17 protein-coding genes are annotated in these 17,723 nt (G+C 70.5%); 5 read left to right on the plus strand and 12 right to left on the minus strand.

The genetic code is table 11. The features are described 5' to 3' along the window. The first annotated feature begins 78 nt into the window (after window positions 1–78). The 3 genes from ACIBQ1_RS52195 (at window position 79) to ACIBQ1_RS52205 (ending at window position 5,497) form a co-directional block, all read left to right on the plus strand. Window positions 79–426 carry a hypothetical protein gene (locus tag ACIBQ1_RS52195; RefSeq protein ID WP_397289811.1) on the plus strand — a complete coding sequence of 116 codons (348 nt, stop codon included), beginning with the start codon at window positions 79–81 and terminating at the stop codon, window positions 424–426. 15 nt (window positions 427–441) lie between these two features. Beyond that, window positions 442–3,987, plus strand: a complete 3,546-nt coding sequence (locus tag ACIBQ1_RS52200; protein ID WP_397289813.1) for a tetratricopeptide repeat protein — start codon at window positions 442–444, stop codon at window positions 3,985–3,987. A gap of 823 nt (window positions 3,988–4,810) precedes the next feature. Then, window positions 4,811–5,497, plus strand: coding sequence for a hypothetical protein (locus ACIBQ1_RS52205; protein ID WP_397289815.1), 687 nt, complete (start codon window positions 4,811–4,813; stop codon window positions 5,495–5,497). Here the strand turns inward: ACIBQ1_RS52205 and ACIBQ1_RS52210 are convergent. The 5 genes from ACIBQ1_RS52210 to ACIBQ1_RS52230 all read right to left on the minus strand — a co-directional run bounded on the left by ACIBQ1_RS52210 (window position 5,487) and on the right by ACIBQ1_RS52230 (window position 8,865). Continuing rightward, a complete protein-coding gene (locus ACIBQ1_RS52210; protein WP_397289817.1) occupies window positions 5,487–5,639 on the minus strand; it encodes a hypothetical protein in 153 nt (50 codons plus the stop codon). The two genes, ACIBQ1_RS52205 and ACIBQ1_RS52210, sit on opposite strands and share 11 nt — an antisense overlap. Further along, window positions 5,639–6,652, minus strand: coding sequence for an MASE1 domain-containing protein (locus ACIBQ1_RS52215; RefSeq protein WP_397289819.1), 1,014 nt, complete (start codon window positions 6,650–6,652; stop codon window positions 5,639–5,641). The genes ACIBQ1_RS52210 and ACIBQ1_RS52215 overlap by 1 nt, the downstream gene beginning before the upstream one ends. Before the next feature lie 350 nt (window positions 6,653–7,002). Next, entirely contained in the window at window positions 7,003–7,836 is an 834-nt protein-coding gene (locus ACIBQ1_RS52220; RefSeq protein ID WP_397289821.1) for an aminoglycoside phosphotransferase family protein, read from the minus strand. A 133-nt stretch (window positions 7,837–7,969) separates the two neighbouring features. Then, window positions 7,970–8,305, minus strand: a complete 336-nt coding sequence (locus tag ACIBQ1_RS52225) for a hypothetical protein (RefSeq protein WP_397289823.1) — start codon at window positions 8,303–8,305, stop codon at window positions 7,970–7,972. Window positions 8,306–8,499: 194 nt separating this feature from the next. Continuing rightward, the gene (locus ACIBQ1_RS52230) at window positions 8,500–8,865 is read right to left on the minus strand and encodes a MerR family transcriptional regulator (protein ID WP_397289825.1); all 366 of its coding nucleotides are present in this window, start codon (window positions 8,863–8,865) and stop codon (window positions 8,500–8,502) included. Between the two features lie 55 nt (window positions 8,866–8,920). On the opposite strand from ACIBQ1_RS52230, the gene ACIBQ1_RS52235 reads away from it, so the two are divergent. After that, the gene (locus ACIBQ1_RS52235) at window positions 8,921–10,111 is read left to right on the plus strand and encodes an MFS transporter (protein WP_397289827.1); all 1,191 of its coding nucleotides are present in this window, start codon (window positions 8,921–8,923) and stop codon (window positions 10,109–10,111) included. Here ACIBQ1_RS52235 and ACIBQ1_RS52240 read toward each other — a convergent pair. Continuing rightward, window positions 10,108–11,703 (minus strand): LLM class flavin-dependent oxidoreductase, encoded by a 1,596-nt coding sequence (locus tag ACIBQ1_RS52240; protein WP_397289829.1) that lies wholly within the window; start codon window positions 11,701–11,703, stop codon window positions 10,108–10,110. The genes ACIBQ1_RS52235 and ACIBQ1_RS52240 overlap by 4 nt on opposite strands. Window positions 11,704–11,818: 115 nt before the next feature. On the opposite strand from ACIBQ1_RS52240, the gene ACIBQ1_RS52245 reads away from it, so the two are divergent. Further along, window positions 11,819–12,292 (plus strand): MarR family winged helix-turn-helix transcriptional regulator, encoded by a 474-nt coding sequence (locus ACIBQ1_RS52245; RefSeq protein WP_397289831.1) that lies wholly within the window; start codon window positions 11,819–11,821, stop codon window positions 12,290–12,292. Window positions 12,293–12,492: 200 nt separating this feature from the next. On the opposite strand, the gene ACIBQ1_RS52250 is transcribed toward ACIBQ1_RS52245, so the two are convergent. From ACIBQ1_RS52250 to ACIBQ1_RS52275, 6 genes are all read right to left on the minus strand, one after another. Then, window positions 12,493–12,867: a DoxX family protein gene (locus ACIBQ1_RS52250; protein WP_397289833.1), complete on the minus strand. Its 375-nt coding sequence runs from the start codon at window positions 12,865–12,867 to the stop codon at window positions 12,493–12,495. Window positions 12,868–13,015: 148 nt separating this feature from the next. Further along, window positions 13,016–13,618, minus strand: a complete 603-nt coding sequence (locus ACIBQ1_RS52255; RefSeq protein ID WP_397289834.1) for a TetR/AcrR family transcriptional regulator — start codon at window positions 13,616–13,618, stop codon at window positions 13,016–13,018. Between the two features lie 135 nt (window positions 13,619–13,753). Beyond that, window positions 13,754–14,965 carry an ABC transporter substrate-binding protein gene (locus tag ACIBQ1_RS52260; protein ID WP_397289836.1) on the minus strand — a complete coding sequence of 404 codons (1,212 nt, stop codon included), beginning with the start codon at window positions 14,963–14,965 and terminating at the stop codon, window positions 13,754–13,756. A gap of 23 nt (window positions 14,966–14,988) precedes the next feature. After that, window positions 14,989–16,050, minus strand: coding sequence for a branched-chain amino acid ABC transporter permease (locus ACIBQ1_RS52265; protein WP_397289838.1), 1,062 nt, complete (start codon window positions 16,048–16,050; stop codon window positions 14,989–14,991). Then, window positions 16,047–16,928 (minus strand): branched-chain amino acid ABC transporter permease, encoded by an 882-nt coding sequence (locus ACIBQ1_RS52270; RefSeq protein WP_397289840.1) that lies wholly within the window; start codon window positions 16,926–16,928, stop codon window positions 16,047–16,049. The genes ACIBQ1_RS52265 and ACIBQ1_RS52270 overlap by 4 nt, the downstream gene beginning before the upstream one ends. Next, window positions 16,925–17,677, minus strand: a complete 753-nt coding sequence (locus tag ACIBQ1_RS52275; protein WP_397289842.1) for an ABC transporter ATP-binding protein — start codon at window positions 17,675–17,677, stop codon at window positions 16,925–16,927. The genes ACIBQ1_RS52270 and ACIBQ1_RS52275 overlap by 4 nt, the downstream gene beginning before the upstream one ends. Window positions 17,678–17,723: the final 46 nt, after the last annotated feature.

Below are 17,723 nucleotides of genomic sequence, written 5' to 3' on the forward strand. Positions count from 1 at the left end.
AACCGCAAGTGCGCACGTTCGATGTGATATTGCTCGGCCACATTGCGTGATCTTGCCGTTTGATCGATGATGACGGCTGTGCGCAGGCGTGTGCTGATAGGGGCCGGAGCGGTGGTCGCGGTGGCGGCCACGACGGTGCTGGGTTTGTACTTCGTGCGGGTCGGGTTGGACGAGGCCGACAAACTGGCCAGTGTGATCGGGGCGTTCGTCGGCTTGGCCGGTCTGGGAGTGGCGGTGTACGGGCTGATCGCCGATCGGCGAAGCGGCGGTGGCGGGCAGGAACCGCCGCCGGTCGCTGGTGGCGGTAGCGGCGAGGAGGGTCCTGCCGCCGTGGACGCGGCGGTCGATGTGCGGCAGCGGGCCAAGGCGTCAGGGAGCGGCCGGGTGTATCAGGCCGGGCGCGATCAGACCATCAACGAGCGGTGAGGGCGGGCCGCGAGGGTGAGCCAGCGCGCGACCGCGTCGGGGTTCGCACGGGTGTTCCAGGCCGCCCGGGACATGATCGTTTACGAGGGCGGGGAGCCCTATCGGCTGGCAGCATGGCCGACGCGGCAGGCGGTGCCGCCGGCGGCTCAGGCACGGGCGCAGCCCAGTGTGCTGCTGCGGGCATCGAACGGGCTGATCGATTTCATCGGGCGCGGGCGCGAGGTGGAGGAGCTAGAGGCCTGGCGGGAGGGGGCGGCCGCGGATGGGAAGGCCGGCGCCGGGGCGGCGGTTCATCTGATCCACGGTCCGGGCGGGCAGGGCAAGACCCGGCTGGCCGGGCATGTGGCGGAGCTGTGGCAACGCCAGGGCTGGGTGGTGCTGGCCGCGCACCACCGGCGCGACCGTTCGGCCGCCGACGCTTTGCCGGTTCCGGCGCTGGATCAGGTGCCGGGAGTGCTGGTGGTGGTCGATTACGCCGAACGCTGGGAAACGGCCGATCTTTTGTCGCTGCTGGCCGACACTCGAGTCGGCCCGGGGATGGGGGATGGATTGCCGGTACGGGTGCTGCTGCTGGCGCGCCCGGCCGGCACCTGGTGGCAAAGTCTGGAGGGGCGGATCCAACGGGATGTGCGCCTGGCGCCTACCAAGTGGGAGCTGGGGCCACTGGAGGAGGATGCGAATGCGGCCCTGACCCGTACCGCCTTGTTCACCGCCGCCCGGGACCGTTTCGCCGACCTGTTGGGGATGCCGGGCGCTCGCGGCGTCGAACCACCGCAGGCGCTGGCCCGCCACGAGGCCTACCGGGTGGTGCTGACGGTCCACATGGCCGCGCTGGCCGCGGTGCTGGCCCACGACAGCGGCGAGGATCCTCCCGCCGATCCGGTGAGGGTGTCGCACGTCCTGCTGGCACGCGAGCGCGACCATTGGGAGGCGATGTCCGCCCCGACGCGGGAAAAGCCGCTGGCGACCACGGCCGATGCGATGGGGCAGGTGGTGTACGCCGCCACGGTGACCGGGCCGCTGGACTACCGCGACGGTAAGTCGGCCCTGGAGCGAGCCGGGATCGATTCCCATCTGGCGAGCGGGCAGCTCCTCAAGGACCACGCCGTGTGCTATCCGCCGGTCGGCCCCGCGGGCGGGCAGCGAGCCGGCGTCGATGCGGTCACGGTGCTTCAGCCGTTGTATCCCGACCGGCTGGGGGAGGACTTCATCGCCCTGGCCACCCCCGGCCACCCTCATGAATTCCCGGCCGACCCCTGGGCCGATGACGCTGCTGCTCGGCTGCTGGCCCCGACCGATGAACTCGCGGATCCCGATAGCCGGCCCGGAGGGCGAAGCGGTGTTCCGGTTTGGGCTCGCCACGGCGTGACCACGCTGATCGAGGCTGCCCGCCGGTGGCCGCACCTGGCCCACGGCCAGCTGTACCCGTTGCTGGCCGCCCACCCTCACCTGGCGTTGCACGCAGGGGGCGCTGCCTTGGCCACCCTGGCCGCCCTGAGGGGGATCGATCCAACCCTGTTGGAGGCGATCGAGGCTGTTCTGCCGGCCGACCGGCACATCGATCTGGATATCGGCATGGCCGCGCTGGCCGAGCGGCTTGCCGAGCACCGGCTGGCCACCACCAGCGACCCCGAGATCCGCGCCCGCATCCACGATGACCTGGCGGTCCGTCTGTCCTACGCGGGCTTGCACTCCCGCGCGCTGACCGCCGGCCGCCAGGCCGCCCAGATCTGGCGCCAACTGGCCGAGCTCCACCGTGACGCCTACCTGCCCGGCCTGGCCGACTCGTTGAACAACCATGCCGTCTGGCTGGTGGAGATGGGGCGGCGGGACGAGGCGATGCCGGTCAGCGAGGAGGCCGTCGCCCTGTACCGGGAGCTGGCCGCGCTCAACCGCGATGCTCATCTGCCCGGCCTGGCGACGTCGTTGGCCAACCATGCCGCGCGGCTGGCGCAGGTGGGGCGGCGGGACGAGGCGGTGCCGGTCAGCGAGGAGGCCGTCGGCCTGAGCCGGGAGCCGGCCGCGCTCAACCGGGAGGCGCACCTGCCTGACCTGGCGATGGCGTTGAACAACCATGCCGTCTGGTTGGCGGAGGTGGGACAGTGGGACGAGGCGATGCCGGTCAGCGAGGAGGCCGTCGCACTGCGCCGCGAGTTGGTCGCGCTCAACCGCGATGCTCATCTGCCTGGCCTGGCGACGTCGTTGGCCAACCATGCCGCGCGGCTGGCGGAGGTGGGGCGGCGGGAGGAGGCGGTGCCGGTGAGCGAGGAGTCCGTCGTCCTGTACCGGGAGCTGGCCGAGCTCAACCGCGGCGCCCATCTGCCCGGGCTGGCCGACTCGTTGAACAACCACGCCGCTTACCTGGAGCAGGTGGGGCGGCGCACCGAGGCGGTGCCGGTGAGCGAGGAGTCCGTCGTCCTGTACCGGGAGCTGGCCGAGGCCAACTGGGACGCCTACCTACCCGGCCTGGCCCGCTCGTTGACCACCCACGCCGGCACCTTGGCTCGGGTGGGGCGACGGGAGGAGGCGGTAGAGGTCAGCGAGGATGGCGTGCAGCTGTACGGTGAGCTGGCCGAGCTCAACCGGGACGCCTACCTGCCCGATCTGGCCCGTTCGTTGACCAGCTACGGCCGCCGGCTGGGGGAGGCCGGGCGGCGGGACGAGGCGGTGCCGGTCAGCGAGGGGGCCGTCGGCCTGTACCGGGAACTGGCCGAGCTCAACCGGGACGCCTACCTGCCCGGCCTGGCGATGGCGTTGAACTATCGCGCCATCCGGCTTGCGGAGGTCGGGCGGCGCGATGAGGCGACGGCGGTCGGCGAAGAGGCCGTCCGCCTGTACGGCGAACTGGCCGAGCTCAACCGGGAGGCCTATCTGCCCTACCTGGCTGCCGTATTGACCAACCATGTCGGTTACCTCGCCCGGGTCGGGCGGCCGGACGAGGCGGTGCCGGTCAGCGAGGAGGCCGTCGGCCTGAGCCGGGAGCTGGCCGCGTTCAACCGGGCGGCCTATCTGCCTGACCTGGCGATGGCGTTGAACAACCACGCCGCCCTGCTGGCGGGGTTCGGAGGGCGGGACGAGGTGGTGCCGGTGAGTGAGGAGGCCGTCGGCCTGTACCGGGAGCTGGCCGAGCTCAACCGGGACGCCTACCTGCCCGACCTGGCCCGCTCATTGACCAACTACGCCACCTACCTGGCCAGGATCTGGCGGCGGGACGAGGCGGTGCCGGTGAGTGAGGAGGCCGTCCGCCTGAGCCGGGAGCTGGCCGAGCTCAACCAGGACGCCTACCTGCCCGGCTACACGCGCAGCCTCACGGTCTTCGGATATGCGCTGGTGGAATGTGCCCGGTACCGGGAGGCGGTCGCTCCCCTGGTACAGGCATTTCTCGTCGAGGAGGAGCTGCCGGAGTACGCGCAGGACAATCTCGGCACGATCGCCGATCTTTTGCGTCGCGCGTACAGAGGGGATGTCGTCGCGGTGACCGAGGAGGTCGAGGAGATCACGGGTGAGTATGTGCCGGCTTGGATGAAAGAACCACCCGCCCCTTTCGAGGATGATGAATGATCACCTGCCCCGATCGGGCGGGCGGCGTCACCTTGGTGAAGGAGTTCTCAATCGCCCCGTCCGCCGGCGAGCCAGAAGGCGTTGTGCGCGCCGAGCGCCGGAGCCTGCTTCGGCAGCGAGTTCGCGGAGATCGACCAGTCTCCCCGCCGTCCATGCCTCATGTGTACGGATCGGTCACGGTCCGCGCCGGGGCCGGGCTCATGACCCGGGTTGCCCTGGCCGGCTACTCCACGGAGAAGGTACAGCCCATACAACTATCGCTGGGGTGGAGCCCTGGTTCGATCTGAACGCCGACGGGCTCAAGGACCCCGGGACCGTCACCACCGCCTGGATCCCGCTGCGCGGGGCGATTCTGGGCTGCTGAACCAGCGATGCGGGCGGGGCCCCCGAGCACCTGCAGCTCATCGTGGCCAGGACCCGCCACAAGAGCCCCCCGCGCCGCCGTGCGCTACGTCAAACCCGGCGCCGAAGCCATCGCCAAGGTCGCCGAGGTCCTGGCACCCCGTCGCCGTACCCAGTGCCCAGCGCGTTTCCCAGTCGGTGCGTACCGCACGGCTTGGCGCCGATACCCGCGAGTACAGTCCCGGCCCCGAGAACCGCCCCGCGGGAAGAGCCGACCTGGGCCCGCTGCCCGGCGCTGGGGCGTGCGCCCGGAGCACGGCGCGATGCCCGCGGTCGAGATGGACCTCACCCTCGGGCGGCAGGGCCCTCCCGCCTCGCAGGACTCTCCGTACGGTCGTGGCTTCACCGTGATCCGATTGCGGCATGATCTGCTGGCATGAGGAAAACGATCTCTGTCTTAGTTGTTTGCGGCGCCCTCCTTGTGGGAACGACCCCGGCCCAGGCCGCGCCCACGGACCCGGTGCGCGCGCTGAAGTCCAAGCTCATCCCCGGCCACGGCGTCCGGTACACCGAGATTGCCGACTGGTCCGACGGCACCGAGACCTCGCAGGCGTACGACACGAAGGGCGTCCTGCAGTTCGGAAAGACGGGCCTGGCCGCCTACGACATCGCCAGCACCGCGTATGACGACGAGAAGGACCGCGTCATCTACAACGGCAAGGCCACGTACTACTCCGGCGGCCTCGCCGAAGACCTGCCCAAGGGCAAGACCTGGCTGAAGGTCCCCGGCGGCGGCGGCATGCCCAGCGAGTACGACCAGGTCCTCAACCCCACCGAGCCCACCACGCTGTCGGCGCTGCTCAAGAAGGGCAGCAGGAGCGGGAACACGTTCACCGGCACGATCACCTTCAAGGACCTGCGCAAGGCATCCGCCTGGTTCTCCCGCTCGGACCTGCGCTCCTGGGCCTCGGACACAGAGGTCTCCTACAAGCTGACGCTCAACTCGGCCGGGCTGGTCAGCAAGCTGTGGAGCTCGTACACGGCCAAGGGCGTCTCGAAGGGCTTCGAGGAGTTCGAGGACAGCACCGTCATCGTGGACACCCGCTACACCGGCTGGGGCGCCAAGGTGTCGGTCAAGACGCCCAACCCCAAGACCGTCACCGAGTGAGCTTGTTCCGGGCGGCGCCGGCGTAGACGCGTACGGCGCCGGCGCGGTCGACCGGCTGCGCGCCGACGGCGTCCCGGTCAAGGACGGGGACGCCGCCCGGCTGTCTCCGCTCGGCCGCGCTCACCTCAACGCCCTGGGCCACTACTGCGACCCATCCCTGCTCCGCTCTCCAGCGCGTGGGGGTGGCAGCCGGAGGTCCAGTTTCTTGTCGCGCGCGAGCCGGTTCGCCACCTCGTTGAGCCCGACGCAGACGTCCTTGATGTTCTGGTGGGCCTTGTCGCGCTCGACGATGATCGCGGACAGCAGCAGCGCGGTCAGCGCCGCGGAGCCGTTGAAGGCCTGGAGGACGACCATGTTGAGGAAGAGGTCGTGCTGGGAGAACGAGCCGGAGTGGTGCACGGCGGAGACGATCGCCACCGTCGTCGCGATCAGCGCGCACGCCGCGGTCCCGAGGAGCTGGAAACGCAGCGCGGACCAGATCAGGAAGGGGAAGACGAGGAAGAGCAGGTTGATGGGGCCCGCGGTCGCCACCAGCGTGACGAGGAAGGTGCCCAGCAGCAGCGCCGCCCCTTCGACCCAGCGGAGCGGGTGGGCGTTCCACGGCATCCGGGTCGTGCGGCTCGCGAGCAGGAGCGGCGTGACCACGAGCACGCCCATCGCATCGCCCGTCCACCACACCGACCACGCGGGCCAGAACTCGCCGGGCCGCAGCGCGCCGGCGAGCACCAGCGAGCCGGCACCCACGGTCGCGCTGACCAGCATCCCGCCGAAGGCGCCGAGGAACACCAGGGCGAGCGCGTCGCGCAGCCGGTCCAGTTCGATGCGGAAGCCCACGCGTTCGAGCAGGAGGTAGGCGCAGATCGGCGCGAGCGTGTTCCCCGCGGAGATGCCCAGGACGGCGGCCATCGTCGGCCCGATCGACACGTTGACCAGGAAGGCGCCGAGGGTGATGCCCGGCCAGGTCCGGAGGCCGAGGAGGAGCAGGGCGGCCAGAGCGATTCCCGTCGAGGGCCACAGCGGCGTCACCTGCCCTCGGACCAGCTGTAGTTGCAGTCCCAGTTTGGCGGCCACGAAATAGGCGGTCGCGACGGCGAGGATTTTCACGGCCGTCATGGCATGGTCCCGTAGCCCATAGTCGACGGTGACAGCCTTCATGGGAACACCTCCGGCCCCACCGAATCGGCGCCCGGTCTAGCGCGTACCGCGGCAAGAATAGTCTCTGCCCTCACCTGCCCGTTCCGGCCTTTGGCATGGCATGACCGGCCCTGTTTCAAAACTAGTCATAATCCCGCCAGATGGGACCAAAATCCGGGTAATCGACATATACGTCAAAGGCGATATCGATATAGAAGAAGGAAAGGATGTGCCGTCGCGGCGAGATTCTTTTTTATCCGGGGTGTCTCATGACGGGTCCGACAAGGCCGTCGGGAGGGACCGGGGCTGCCGAGCTTTGAGCGTCGGTGGGTCCTAAGAGTGGGGCGAGGAGCGGTGTCGCAGGTGGGCGGTCAGCGGTAGTGGGTCAGGCCGTCCGCCAGTTCCTCCGCGTCGCCGTCCCGGTGCGCGTCGAGTGCCTGCTGCAGTGCGAACGTGCCGCGGATCGCAGCGACGCGGGCCGCCGTCTCGGCGTCGGTCCAGCCGCCCAGCGCGAGCACCCGTTCCAGGAACGCCTCTCCGTGGCTCGCGGCGATGGCCGCGAGGTCCTCGGCGGGGTCGCCGATCGCGACCTCGTCCCAGTCGATCACCCCGCCGAGCCGGGGCCGGCCGCCGTCGAGCTCCCACAGGACGTTCTCGGCGCCGAGGTCGCCGTGCGCCACCGCTGTGGCGACGTGGGGGAGACGGGAGGCCGCGGCGAGCTCCCGCTCGGCTCGCCGGCGTCCGGCGCCGGACATGAGCCCGAACAACTCGGCGCGGACGTCCGCCTCGAAGCGCCGCCACCGGTCCTCCGGCGTCCGCGGCAGCGCCGCCCGCGCCCGCTCGTCGGCCCCCGCCCGGGCCAGCGCGCCCAGCAGTTCGGCGTACTGCTCCGCCACCGCTCCGGCCACCGCCGGGTCGTCGAGCGCGCCGCCCTCCAGCGGTGCGCCGGGTACGCGGCTGAGCACCAGGTACGGCGCCTCGCCCGCGCCCTCGAACAGCGGCAGGGGGATGCGGAAGCCGAGGCCGAGCTCGTCGAGCACGCGCAGCATGGCCGCCCGCCGGGGTAGCCGGACCGCCGCCGCCTCGGTGCGGGGCAGGCACACGACCCGGTCCGAGCCCATCACGACCCGGTGGAACTGCCCTTCGCGGACGGGGAGGGATCCGGATGCGGTGTCCCGCGTCAACCAGCTCAGTGGATCATCCATTCCCCCAGCATGGCGGCAACGTCTCCCGAACGCCGAACCGGCTGGGGGAGGGCGCGGCGGCGGCCGGGTCTCAACGCGTTCGGCCCGGTGCTCGCGTCGCGGGCACCGGGACGAGTGGGTGATGTGGGGTTGATCAGTGGTCGTGGTGGAAGCCGTGGTGGGGCCAGGTGCCGACGAAGTTGCCGTTGCCGCTGGTGGGCCAGTTGCGGTGTCTCCAGTGCTTGTCGCCGTGGCCTCTGTCCCAGCCCCAGCCCCAGCCGCCGCCGCCCTTGCAGGCCTCGGTCTCGCGGGTCCCGGCGAACACCCCGTGGTGGGTGACGTGGTGGTAGGTGAGGTTGTCATCCACCCCGAGGCTGCAGTGCATCGAGTCGTGGCTCTTCGAGGTGTCGGCCGTGGCGGGCGCGGCGCTGCCGTACAGTGCGGTCGCGGTGAGCAGCGCACTGCCGACGGCGATGAGGCTATTCCTCATGATCTCCCCCTGTAATCACGAAGTGACATCGGAGATCACTATACGTAGCGATCTTGGGGGACGGGTGCAGCGCCACGCCCCCGTTTCGATCAACAGGCCGCCGTTGGCCAGCAAACTCGGACGTACGGGGAACCAGGTCTTTTGTCCCGTATGCCGGGCCCACTCTTGTGATCTACATTGTAAAGGCGCCGGGGTCAGGAAGATCGCACAGCTGCCAGATACGCGTGGATCGCGTCGCGGTTGCGGGAGAGGCACTCGATGCGCTGCTGGATGCGGTCCGCCTCGGCCTCCAGGAGGTCGGACAGCTCCGGGGTGAGGCACTGCGGGTGCAGGTGGATCTCGTCCGGCTTGTTCAGGAACGGCAGGATGCGGCGGATGATCTCCGTGGTGAGGCCGGAGTCGAGCAGCCCGCGGATCTGCTGCACCCGGTAGACGGCCGACTCCGGATAATGGCGGTAGCCGTTCTCGGCGCGCTCGGGGTGGAGGAGCTCCTGCTCCTCGTAGTAGCGGAGCATGCGGGTCGGCACGCCTGTCAGTTGCGACAGTTCACCGATCTTCACGGCGGGGCCTCCCGGCTTGCCTTCACATTGATGTGAAGGTTTCAGCATATTCGACATGTCTGGTGCGACGATCGCCGACGCCGTCCGCGTCGGGAGAATGCCGTGGTCGGGGCTGCTGGCGCTGTTCTCGGCGGCGTTCACGGCGGTGATGACGGAGCTGCTTCCCGCGGGGTTGCTGCCGCAGATGGGTGCGGCGCTGGGGGTGCCGGAGGGGCGGGCCGGGTTCCTGGTGACGGCGTACGCGGTGGCGTCGACCCTGTCGGCGATCCCGTTGACGGCGCTGCTGCGCGGGCTGCCGCGGCGGCCCGTACTGGTGGGCGCGCTGGCGGGGTTCGCCCTGTTCAACATGGTGACCGCGCTCTCGTCGTCTTATGCGGTGACCTTCGGGGCGCGGGTGCTGGCCGGGGTCATGGGCGGGATCCTGTGGGCGATGCTGGTCGGGTACGCGGCGCGGATGGTGCCGGTCGAGCGGCGGGGGCGGGCCATCGCGATCGTTTCGGCGGGGGTCACGGTGGCGCTGTGCGCGGGGATTCCGGCGGGGGCGGCGCTGGCCTCGGCGTTCGGGTGGCGGGCGGCCTTCCTGGGGCTGGCGGTCGTGGCGGTCGCGCTGGTGGGGTGGGTGCTGCGCAAGGTGCCGGACTTTCCCGGTGAGGCGGCCACGGCGCGGGTCCCGTTGCGGAGGGTGGCGGTGCTTCCCGGCGTCCGGACGATCCTGGGGGTGACGGTGCTGGTGCTGGTCGGGCATCAGGTGATGTACACGTACCTGGCGCCGTTCGTGGCCTTCGCCGGGCTGGGGCGGACGAGTGTCGTGCTGCTCGTGTTCGGGGCCGGGACGGTGGTGGGGATCTGGGTCACCGGCGTGGTGATCGACCGGTTCCCGCGGGTGACGCTCGTGGCGGTGCTGGCCGTGGTGGCGGGGGCGATGGTGGTGCTGGCCGTCTCCGGAGGGCCGGGCTGGGCGCCGCTGGGGGCGGTCGGGCTGTGGGGGGCGGCCTTCGGCGGCGTGCCGACGTTGCTGCAGTCGGCGCTGGTGGACGCCTCCGGGGCGGGGAACGCGGACGCGGCCACGTCCATGCAGACGACCGGGTACAACGCGGGGATCGCCGCGGGGTCGCTGGCGGGCGGGCTGGTGCTGGAGGGGGCCGGGGCGGGTGCGCTGCCGTGGACCTCGCTGCCGCTGGTGGCGGGGGCGCTGGTGATCGTGGTCGCGGCGCGCCGGCGTGCGTTCCCCGGCCGCCGGTCCTAGATGCCGTGCCTGGCCAGGGGCTCGACGAGTTCGCGCTCCTCGTACGACAGGTGTGACAGCAGGCTGTCGGTGAGCAGGTCGACGGTGTCGCGCAGGTTGTCCAGGCCGCCCGGTTCGCCGACGAGTGAGACGAGGGCGCGGTCGACGCGTTCGAGGATCTTGTGGATGGCGTGGTGCTCTTCCTGGAGGCGGTCGAGCACGGGCGCGAGGCCGGGCTCCGTGCGGCGGAGGTGGGGGAAGACCATCGCGTCCTCGGCGGAGTGGTGCATGGTGACGAGGCGGCAGTAGGACTCGCAGTAGGCGCCGAGGGTCCAGTTGTTCTGGCGCATGGTCATGGTGTTGATGTGCGAGCGGGCGGTGCCGGCGTCGATCGCTCCGGAGGCCACCTGGTCGATGAGGTCGCGGAGCTGGGCGAGCTCGGCGCGCAGGTGGTCGTGGACGTCGATGAGGTGCCGGCCGTTGGCCTGTTCGGCGGGGGAGTAGCGCCGGGTGGGGTCGGGGGCGGGGCCGGTGGGGCGGGTGGCCTCGTCCCAGACGCGGACGTCGGTGAGCCGTACACCGTTGTCGGGGGTCGGGGTGACGGCCAGGCCGGGACTGGGTGCGGCGGCTGGCGTGTGCGGGGTTGTGGTGGTCCGTGCCTGCGGGTCTGCGGCGCCGGGGGTGGCGGCTCGCGCATCCGGATCCGCGGCCTGTGCGGCTGCGGCTGCGGGGGCGGCGCTCTCGGCGGTGGTCGGCTGGCCGGCTCGGGCGCGTTCCGCGGCGACGAGTTCGCGTACGGCCGGGGCGGTCTCCTGGGCGAAGCGCTGGAGCCGGCGGGCGTCGTTGGCCGCGAGGATGAAGACGCTGACGCCGTACGTGAGGGCGATCTCGGCGAGCTGGGCGGGAGGCAGTTCCTCGCCGAGGTTGAGCAGGCGGCGGATGTCGCGGGGCGAGCGGCCCGCCTCGGTGGCGGCCTCGTCGATGACGGTGTTGCCCTCGCCGATCTTGCCGATGTTCTCGAGGTAGGGGAGGGAGGGGAGCCAGCCGTCCGCGAGGCGGCCGGTCATGCGGAGCATGCGCGGCTTGTACGCGCCGAGCCAGATGCCGATGTCGTGGGCCGGGCGCGGGCCTCGCGGGGCGGTGACCTGGTAGTGCTCGCCGTGGTGGCGGATGTTGCCCGGGGCGTCGGTGTCCCAGGCGGCGCGGATGATCGGGATGGCCTCCTCGAGCGCGTCCACGGCCTGGCCGGGGGTCAGGCGCGGGGCGCCCATGGAGGCGATGGCGTCCCGGTATCCGCCGGAGCCCAGGGCGAGCTCGAAGCGGCCGTGGCTGAGGATGTCGAGGCTGGCGGCGGCCTGGGCGAGCATGGCGGGCGGCCGGAGCGGCAGCGGGTGTACGTTGCCCGCCAGCCGGATGGTCTCGGTGGCGGCCGCGACGTAGCTGAGCAGGGTCCAGGTGTCGAGGAACGTGGGCTGGTACGGGTGGTCCGAGAAGGTGACGAGGTCGAGTCCGGTGCGCTCGGCGAGCTGGGAGAGGGCGACGACGGTGTCGGCCTGGGAGGCGGAGGGCGCGAAGCTGACGCTGAAGAGCAGCTCGTGGCCGTAGTCGGGCATGGGTGGCTCCTTGGATGTGCCGTTCGCCGCCGGACTCTAGTTGGTAGTGCGAACAGTTGGTAATGAGAACTAAATTAGTTCGTATTGTGAACCATTGTCAACTAGACTGGATGTCGTGGTCGCGACGTTCACTACCGCTCTCGTACGGCTGGGGCACCTGGTGCAGCAGGTGTTCGGTGACGTCGGCCGGGAGCAGGACCTGACGCCGCAGCAGGCGCAGCTGCTGTGCCTGCTCGTCGGCGGGCCGGTGGGGATGACGGAGCTGACGCGCGCGCTGCACCTGGAGAAGTCGAGCCTGACGGGGCTGGTGGACCGGGCGGAGCGGCGGGGGCTGGTGGCTCGTACGCGTGACCCCCGGGATCGGCGGGCCTGCCTCATCGAGCTGACCCCTGAGGGGGAGCGCGTCGGGGCGCTGGCGCACGACGGGGTCGCGGCGCGGCTGGAGGCGCTGACGGGGGAGCTGCCGGAGGCGCACCGGGAGCTGCTGGCGTCGGCCATCGACGGAATCCTGATCGAGTACGCCTCCGCAACCGGTCGCCCCCTCCCGGCTCGCGCCCCGACGCCAAGCTCGTCCGCGCGCGGTTGCTGAAGCGGGCACGCGACGACGCGGATCGTCGCGCCGCGCGGCTCTACCTCACTGAGGAGGCGGTGGACCGTCTGGCGTCCTGGAGCGCGGCCGGGGATGAGGTGTTGGCGGCGGCGCTGCTGCGCCCGGACGAGGCCGATCGGCGGGCGCTCGGGCAGGCGATGTCCGTGCTGCGCCGCCTGCCGACGATCCTCGCCGTGCGCTCAGCCGCCAACGTACGGGGCGAGCGCTACGGCGAGGAGGCCACCCATGAGCCCGAGGTTCTTGAGGAACTGGATGCGGTTGGTCTTGCGTGCCTGCGGATCGGTTTCGGCCCAGAACGCATGACCGGCGAGCGTCGTCGGGATCAGTGAGATCACCAGGCCGACCGCCGCGACCTGCCACAGCACGCCGGTGGCGACGCCGACGCCGCCCGCGACCATCGCGACCCCGTTGAATCGCACCGCGATGTCCGGGCGGGGGATGCGTAGCTTGGCCGCCATCGCGACGCGCGCGCCGGGCGCGGCGACGGCCTCGTAGCCGAGCCAGATGAAGGGCAGGCCGATGGCGATGCAGGCAAGCCGGAAGGCGATGTCCATGGCTGAACTCCTGAAGGTGTGAAGGGAGCGGGTACTACTCGCAGGCGGTCATCGCCTGGATGTCTGGGGAGAGGACGTGGCGGGTGTCCGGACGTCACCGCGACGAGGAGCAGCCGCAGGGACCGTCGTCACCGCATGCGTACGGTCCTCACCCGGGGTGCGGCACGTGGACCGAGTTCCGGAGCGCGGTGAGCACGTGCCGGATCATCTGGCCCGGAGTGTTGGCCTTGAGGAAGGTCGAGATACCGCCGTAGGTGAGTTCGAGGACGATTCCACCGAGGTCGAGCGCGCTGATGAGCGGCTCGCGGCCGGGGAGGAGCTTGCTCTGCAGGAGCGCGCCGGCCTGTTCCCACTGGCTCACGAAGAGCTGACGGTGCCGATCGCTCAGGGTGCCGTCGCGCTGCGCACGGCGCATGAACTCGATGGCGATGATGCCCCACTTCTGCTCGCTTGCACGGGAGTCACTCCACCGGGCGACGAGATCGATCACCTCGTCTGGATCCGTGACCTCGCGAAGCAGTTGGGAGAGCTCGTCGACGTCCTGGCCGGCATTCCCTTCGAGCAGCTCCAGCAGGATCTCCTCTTTGGAGGAGAAGTTCGAATAGAAGGCTCCCTTCGAGAAGCCGGCCTCCTCGGCAATGCGTTCGACCGAGGCGCCGTCGTAGCCGTCGCGCGCGACGACGTCCAGCGCCGAGAGAAGAAGCTTCTCCCGCGTGAGTGCCTGCTTCTGCTCTCGCGTCAGCCGAGCCATTGATACTTCACATCCGTTCGGTTGTTCGTGCGTTGTGCGTGTGTGTACCGCTCCTCCTTCACCGGAGGCATTATCGCGGCAACCTCTGCTGCCGCCCGCCCGGCTCACAGCGTAAGCCCGGGCGGGCGGCTCGATTCAGCCGGCCATGCCGGCTTCGGAGACATTGATGACGGAGTCGCGTGCCACCCAGCTCTTACCGTCGAACTCGTGCAGCTGGTACTGGTGAACCAGCCGGCCGTCCTTCTCGCCGGTGAGCGAGGCCTGATCGATCAGCAATGGGTTCTCCTCCTGGGAGAGCGAGTCCCACGCGGAGAGGAAGCCGTCGCTGCTGATCTGGTCTGCCGAGCGGAGGGCCGAGACGATGGCTGCCGCCAGCCCGTAGCCGGTGAGGGTGAAGGTCTGGCCGGCGTCCGCGGACGGAGCGTACTTGGCCATGTCGGCCCGGTACTGGGCCAGCGCCTTGTCGTCGCTCAGGGCGGGGTTCTGGGGATCCTTGAACCACTGGTACGAGAGAGCTTTGACGACGTTCTCCGCGCCGGCCGGCTTGACCGTGCTGGCGAAGTCGGCGTACGGGCTGCCGATGAAGATCGTCGGCTTGTACTTGATCTGGCCCATGTAGGACAGCAGCGCGCCGATGGTCGGCGGGCCGTGGGTCACGACCAGCACGTTGACCCCTGCGGCCTTGAGCTCCGTCACCTGGGACGTCAGATCCCCCTGGCCCGGCGGGACGCGGATGGCCTTCACAGGGGTGATGCCGGCCGCCGCGAGCCCGGCGAGCTGGCTCTCGGCCAAGGCGTTGTTGAATCCCAGGAAACCGACGACGGCCTTGGGAAGGTTCTTCGCGATGTACCGCCCCTGGAGTTCACCCTCCCAGGCGATGTCCGGAACGAAGGCGCGCGTGTACCGGAAGTTCTTGACGTCGCTCAGCTCCTTCTCGCCGCCCTGCACGATCTGGGCGACGTGGGCCGCGTTGAGCGGCGGCCGCGCGGCGACGGAGATACCGCCGAAGTTGATGACGATCGTCGCCTTGTCGCGCTCGGCGAACTGCCTGTTGTTGGACACCATGCGGGCAGGGTCGAAGGCGTCGTCGACCACCTTGAAGTCGATCTTTCGCCCGTCGACGCCTCCGGCGGCGTTCACGGAATCGAAGTACGCCTTGGCCCCGGAAGCCGAGGCGCCCGCGGACACCAGAGGGCCGCTGAGCGGGTAGCTGGCCCTGATGACGATGTCGCCGCTGCCGTCCGCCGTGCCCTGAGAGGGCGCTGCGCGCCCGGAGCATCCCGACACAACGACCGCCAACGCCGCCATGGCCATGGCCATGGCCTTCTTGCTTCTGTAGCGCACCATGGGAATCCTCTCGGTGGGGGGGTCTACGTGAGGTCGGACATCATCTGCTTGTCGGGCGCTGCCTCGCCGGCACGGCGCGCATGGGGTCCGCGCGCCGGAGGCACATCCCCCTGAGACCCGGTGATGCGGCGTGCCAGACGCGAGAGATCACCGACGAGGCCGGACGGCGCGACGATGAGGGTCAGGACGAGGCCGCAGGCGTAGACGAGCTGGGACCAGTTGCCCGCGGACTCGCCGCCTACGACGGTCTCGGCCAGCTTGGGGAGATAGATCACTATCGCCGCGCCGACGAGGGCGCCGGCCCAGGTCCTGCTGCCGCCGACGACGCTCGCCGCGAGCAGCGTGATCGAGAAAGGCACGAGATAGCTGTCCGGCACGGCGATCGCCGCGACCAGCGCGTAGAACGCGCCCCCCGTTCCGGCGACCGCCGCGCTGACGGCGAAGGCCATGAGCTTCGTGCGGTTGACGTTGACCCCGTTCGCGGCCGCCAGGAGAGCGCTCGTGCGGACGGCCGCGAAGGCCCGGCCGAGCCGGCCGGTGATCAGATTGCGCAGGGCGAGGAGGGTCAGGGCCAGCGCGAGGAGGCAGACGAGGAAACCGAACTGCGCTTCGGTGAGCCCGCTCCAGTCCGGGGGCCGGATCGGGGAGCGTGCCATGAAGATGCCGAAGGTCCCACCCGTGATCGGCTTGAGCCGGATGAGGAGCAGCGGGAAGATCGCCGCCACGGCGATCGTGAGCAGCCCCAGATTGGTCCCCCCCATGGTGAGCCCGAGCACGCCGAGCAGCAGGCCCAGGGCCAGGCACACGGCGCCGCCGGCGAGGACCGCGGCCCACCACGGCCATCCGTACGTGGCCACGAGAATGATGGCCGCGTAACCGCCCAGCCCGAAGATGGCGCCATGGCCGACGCTGATCTGGCCGGAATGCCCCAGCAGGAGGTTCAGCCCGGCGACCGCCATCGCGATGGCGAGCATGCGTGTGAGGTCCAGCAGGTCGTAGTCGGAGACGGCAAAGGGGACGACGGCACCGATCACGAGTGCGGCGGCCCAGCCGATGGGGACGGCGCGGCGCAGGTGCGTGTTCATACCCGCACCGTCCTGGTCCTGCCGAAGAGTCCCGCCGGCCGGAGCATCACGACGAGGGCGGTGAGGGCGAAGGGAGCGATGATCGCGAGATCCTTGTCCAGCCCGGGCACGTACCGGCTTGCCAGGTTGTCCACGATGCCGATCAGGACGCCCCCGGCGACCGCTCCCACGCGGCTGGACAGCCCGCCGAGCGTGCCGGCGGCCAGCGCCAGGAGGAGGGGGAAGGTCATCATCCCCGGCGAGAGGGTGAGGACCGGCGCGGCCACGACCGCGGCGAACGCACCGACCGCGGCGGCGACGGCCCACCCCACCATGAGCCACAGGCCCTGATGCTGGCCGAGGAGCGTGGCAGAGGCGGGATTCTGCGCCACCGCGCGAAGCCGCAGTCCGACGCTGGTCCGGTTGAACAGCAGCGCCGTCGCGGCCATGACGCCGAGCAGCGTGATCAGCGACCCGGCCTGCTGGACCGTCAGGTGCAGGCCCGCGAACTCGATCAGCCCTTTCCCGAACGGGCTGGGAAAGGTCCGCGGGTCGGTCGACCAGATGATCGACATGAGCGCGTTCAGGCCGAGGAGCAGGGCGACGCTGAGCGTGAGCAGCGGGAGTTCGCCGGCGCCCTCCAGACGCCGGACCAGCACTCTCTCGATGAGCGCCGCACCGCCCGCGGACAGAGCCACGGTGAGGGGAAGGGCCACCCAGAAGCTCGCGCCTGCCTGGGTCAGGACCAACGTCACGTAGGCCGACAGGGTGGCCATCTCCCCCTGGGAGAAGTTGAGCATCCCCGTGCCCTGGAAGACGACGCTCAGCGCGAGCGCGAGCATGCCGTAAACGAGCCCCGTGCTCAGGCCGTCCAGCACCTGCTGGAGCAGTTCGGTCATCTCTCGTCTCCTCTCGGACCGCCGGCCGCTTCTCCCAGGTAGGCGCGCCTGATCACGTCGCCGTCGCGGAAATCCGCCGTGGGGCCGGCGGCGGCGACCCGGCCGCCCGCCAGGACGACGGCGCGGTCGGCGATGCGCAGGGAAAGGCGTGCGTTCTGCTCGGCGATCAGCAGCGAGGTGGACCACTCGCGCCTGATCCCGGCCAGCGTCTCGAAGAGCTGCTGGGTCACCATGGGCGCCAGGCCCAGTGACGGCTCGTCGATGAGCAGCAACTGCGGGCGCGCCATCAGCGCACGTCCGATCGCGAGCATCTGCTGCTGCCCGCCCGACAGAAGCCCCGCGGCACGCCGTCGCATGTCCGCCAGCACCGGGAACGTCGCGTAGACCTGGGCGAGGTCGTCACGCGTGCTCGACCGCCGTTCCCTCGGACGGGCCAGGCCGCCGAGCCGCAGGTTCTCCTCCACGGTGAGGTCGGCGAAGGTGCCCCGGCCTTCTGGCACGTGTCCGACGCCGGAGCGGGCGGTGCGTGCGCCGCTCCAGTCGGCGATGCTCGCCCCGCTGAGGGTGATCTCGCCACGCGTCGTCACCACCCGGGAGATGGCCCGCAGCAGCGTCGTCTTGCCGGCTCCGTTGGACCCAAGGAGCACGACGATCTCGCCCGGGGAGATGTCGAGGTCGATCCCGTGAAGGACCTCGACCGACCCGTACCGCGCGACGAGCCGCCGGGTTTCGAGCAGTCCCGTGCTCACGGTGCCTCCTTCGGCGGCACCGTGAGCGAAAGTGCCGCTGTACTTG

The organism is Nonomuraea sp. NPDC050153, assembly GCF_044460125.1.
Lineage (GTDB): Bacteria > Actinomycetota > Actinomycetes > Streptosporangiales > Streptosporangiaceae > Nonomuraea.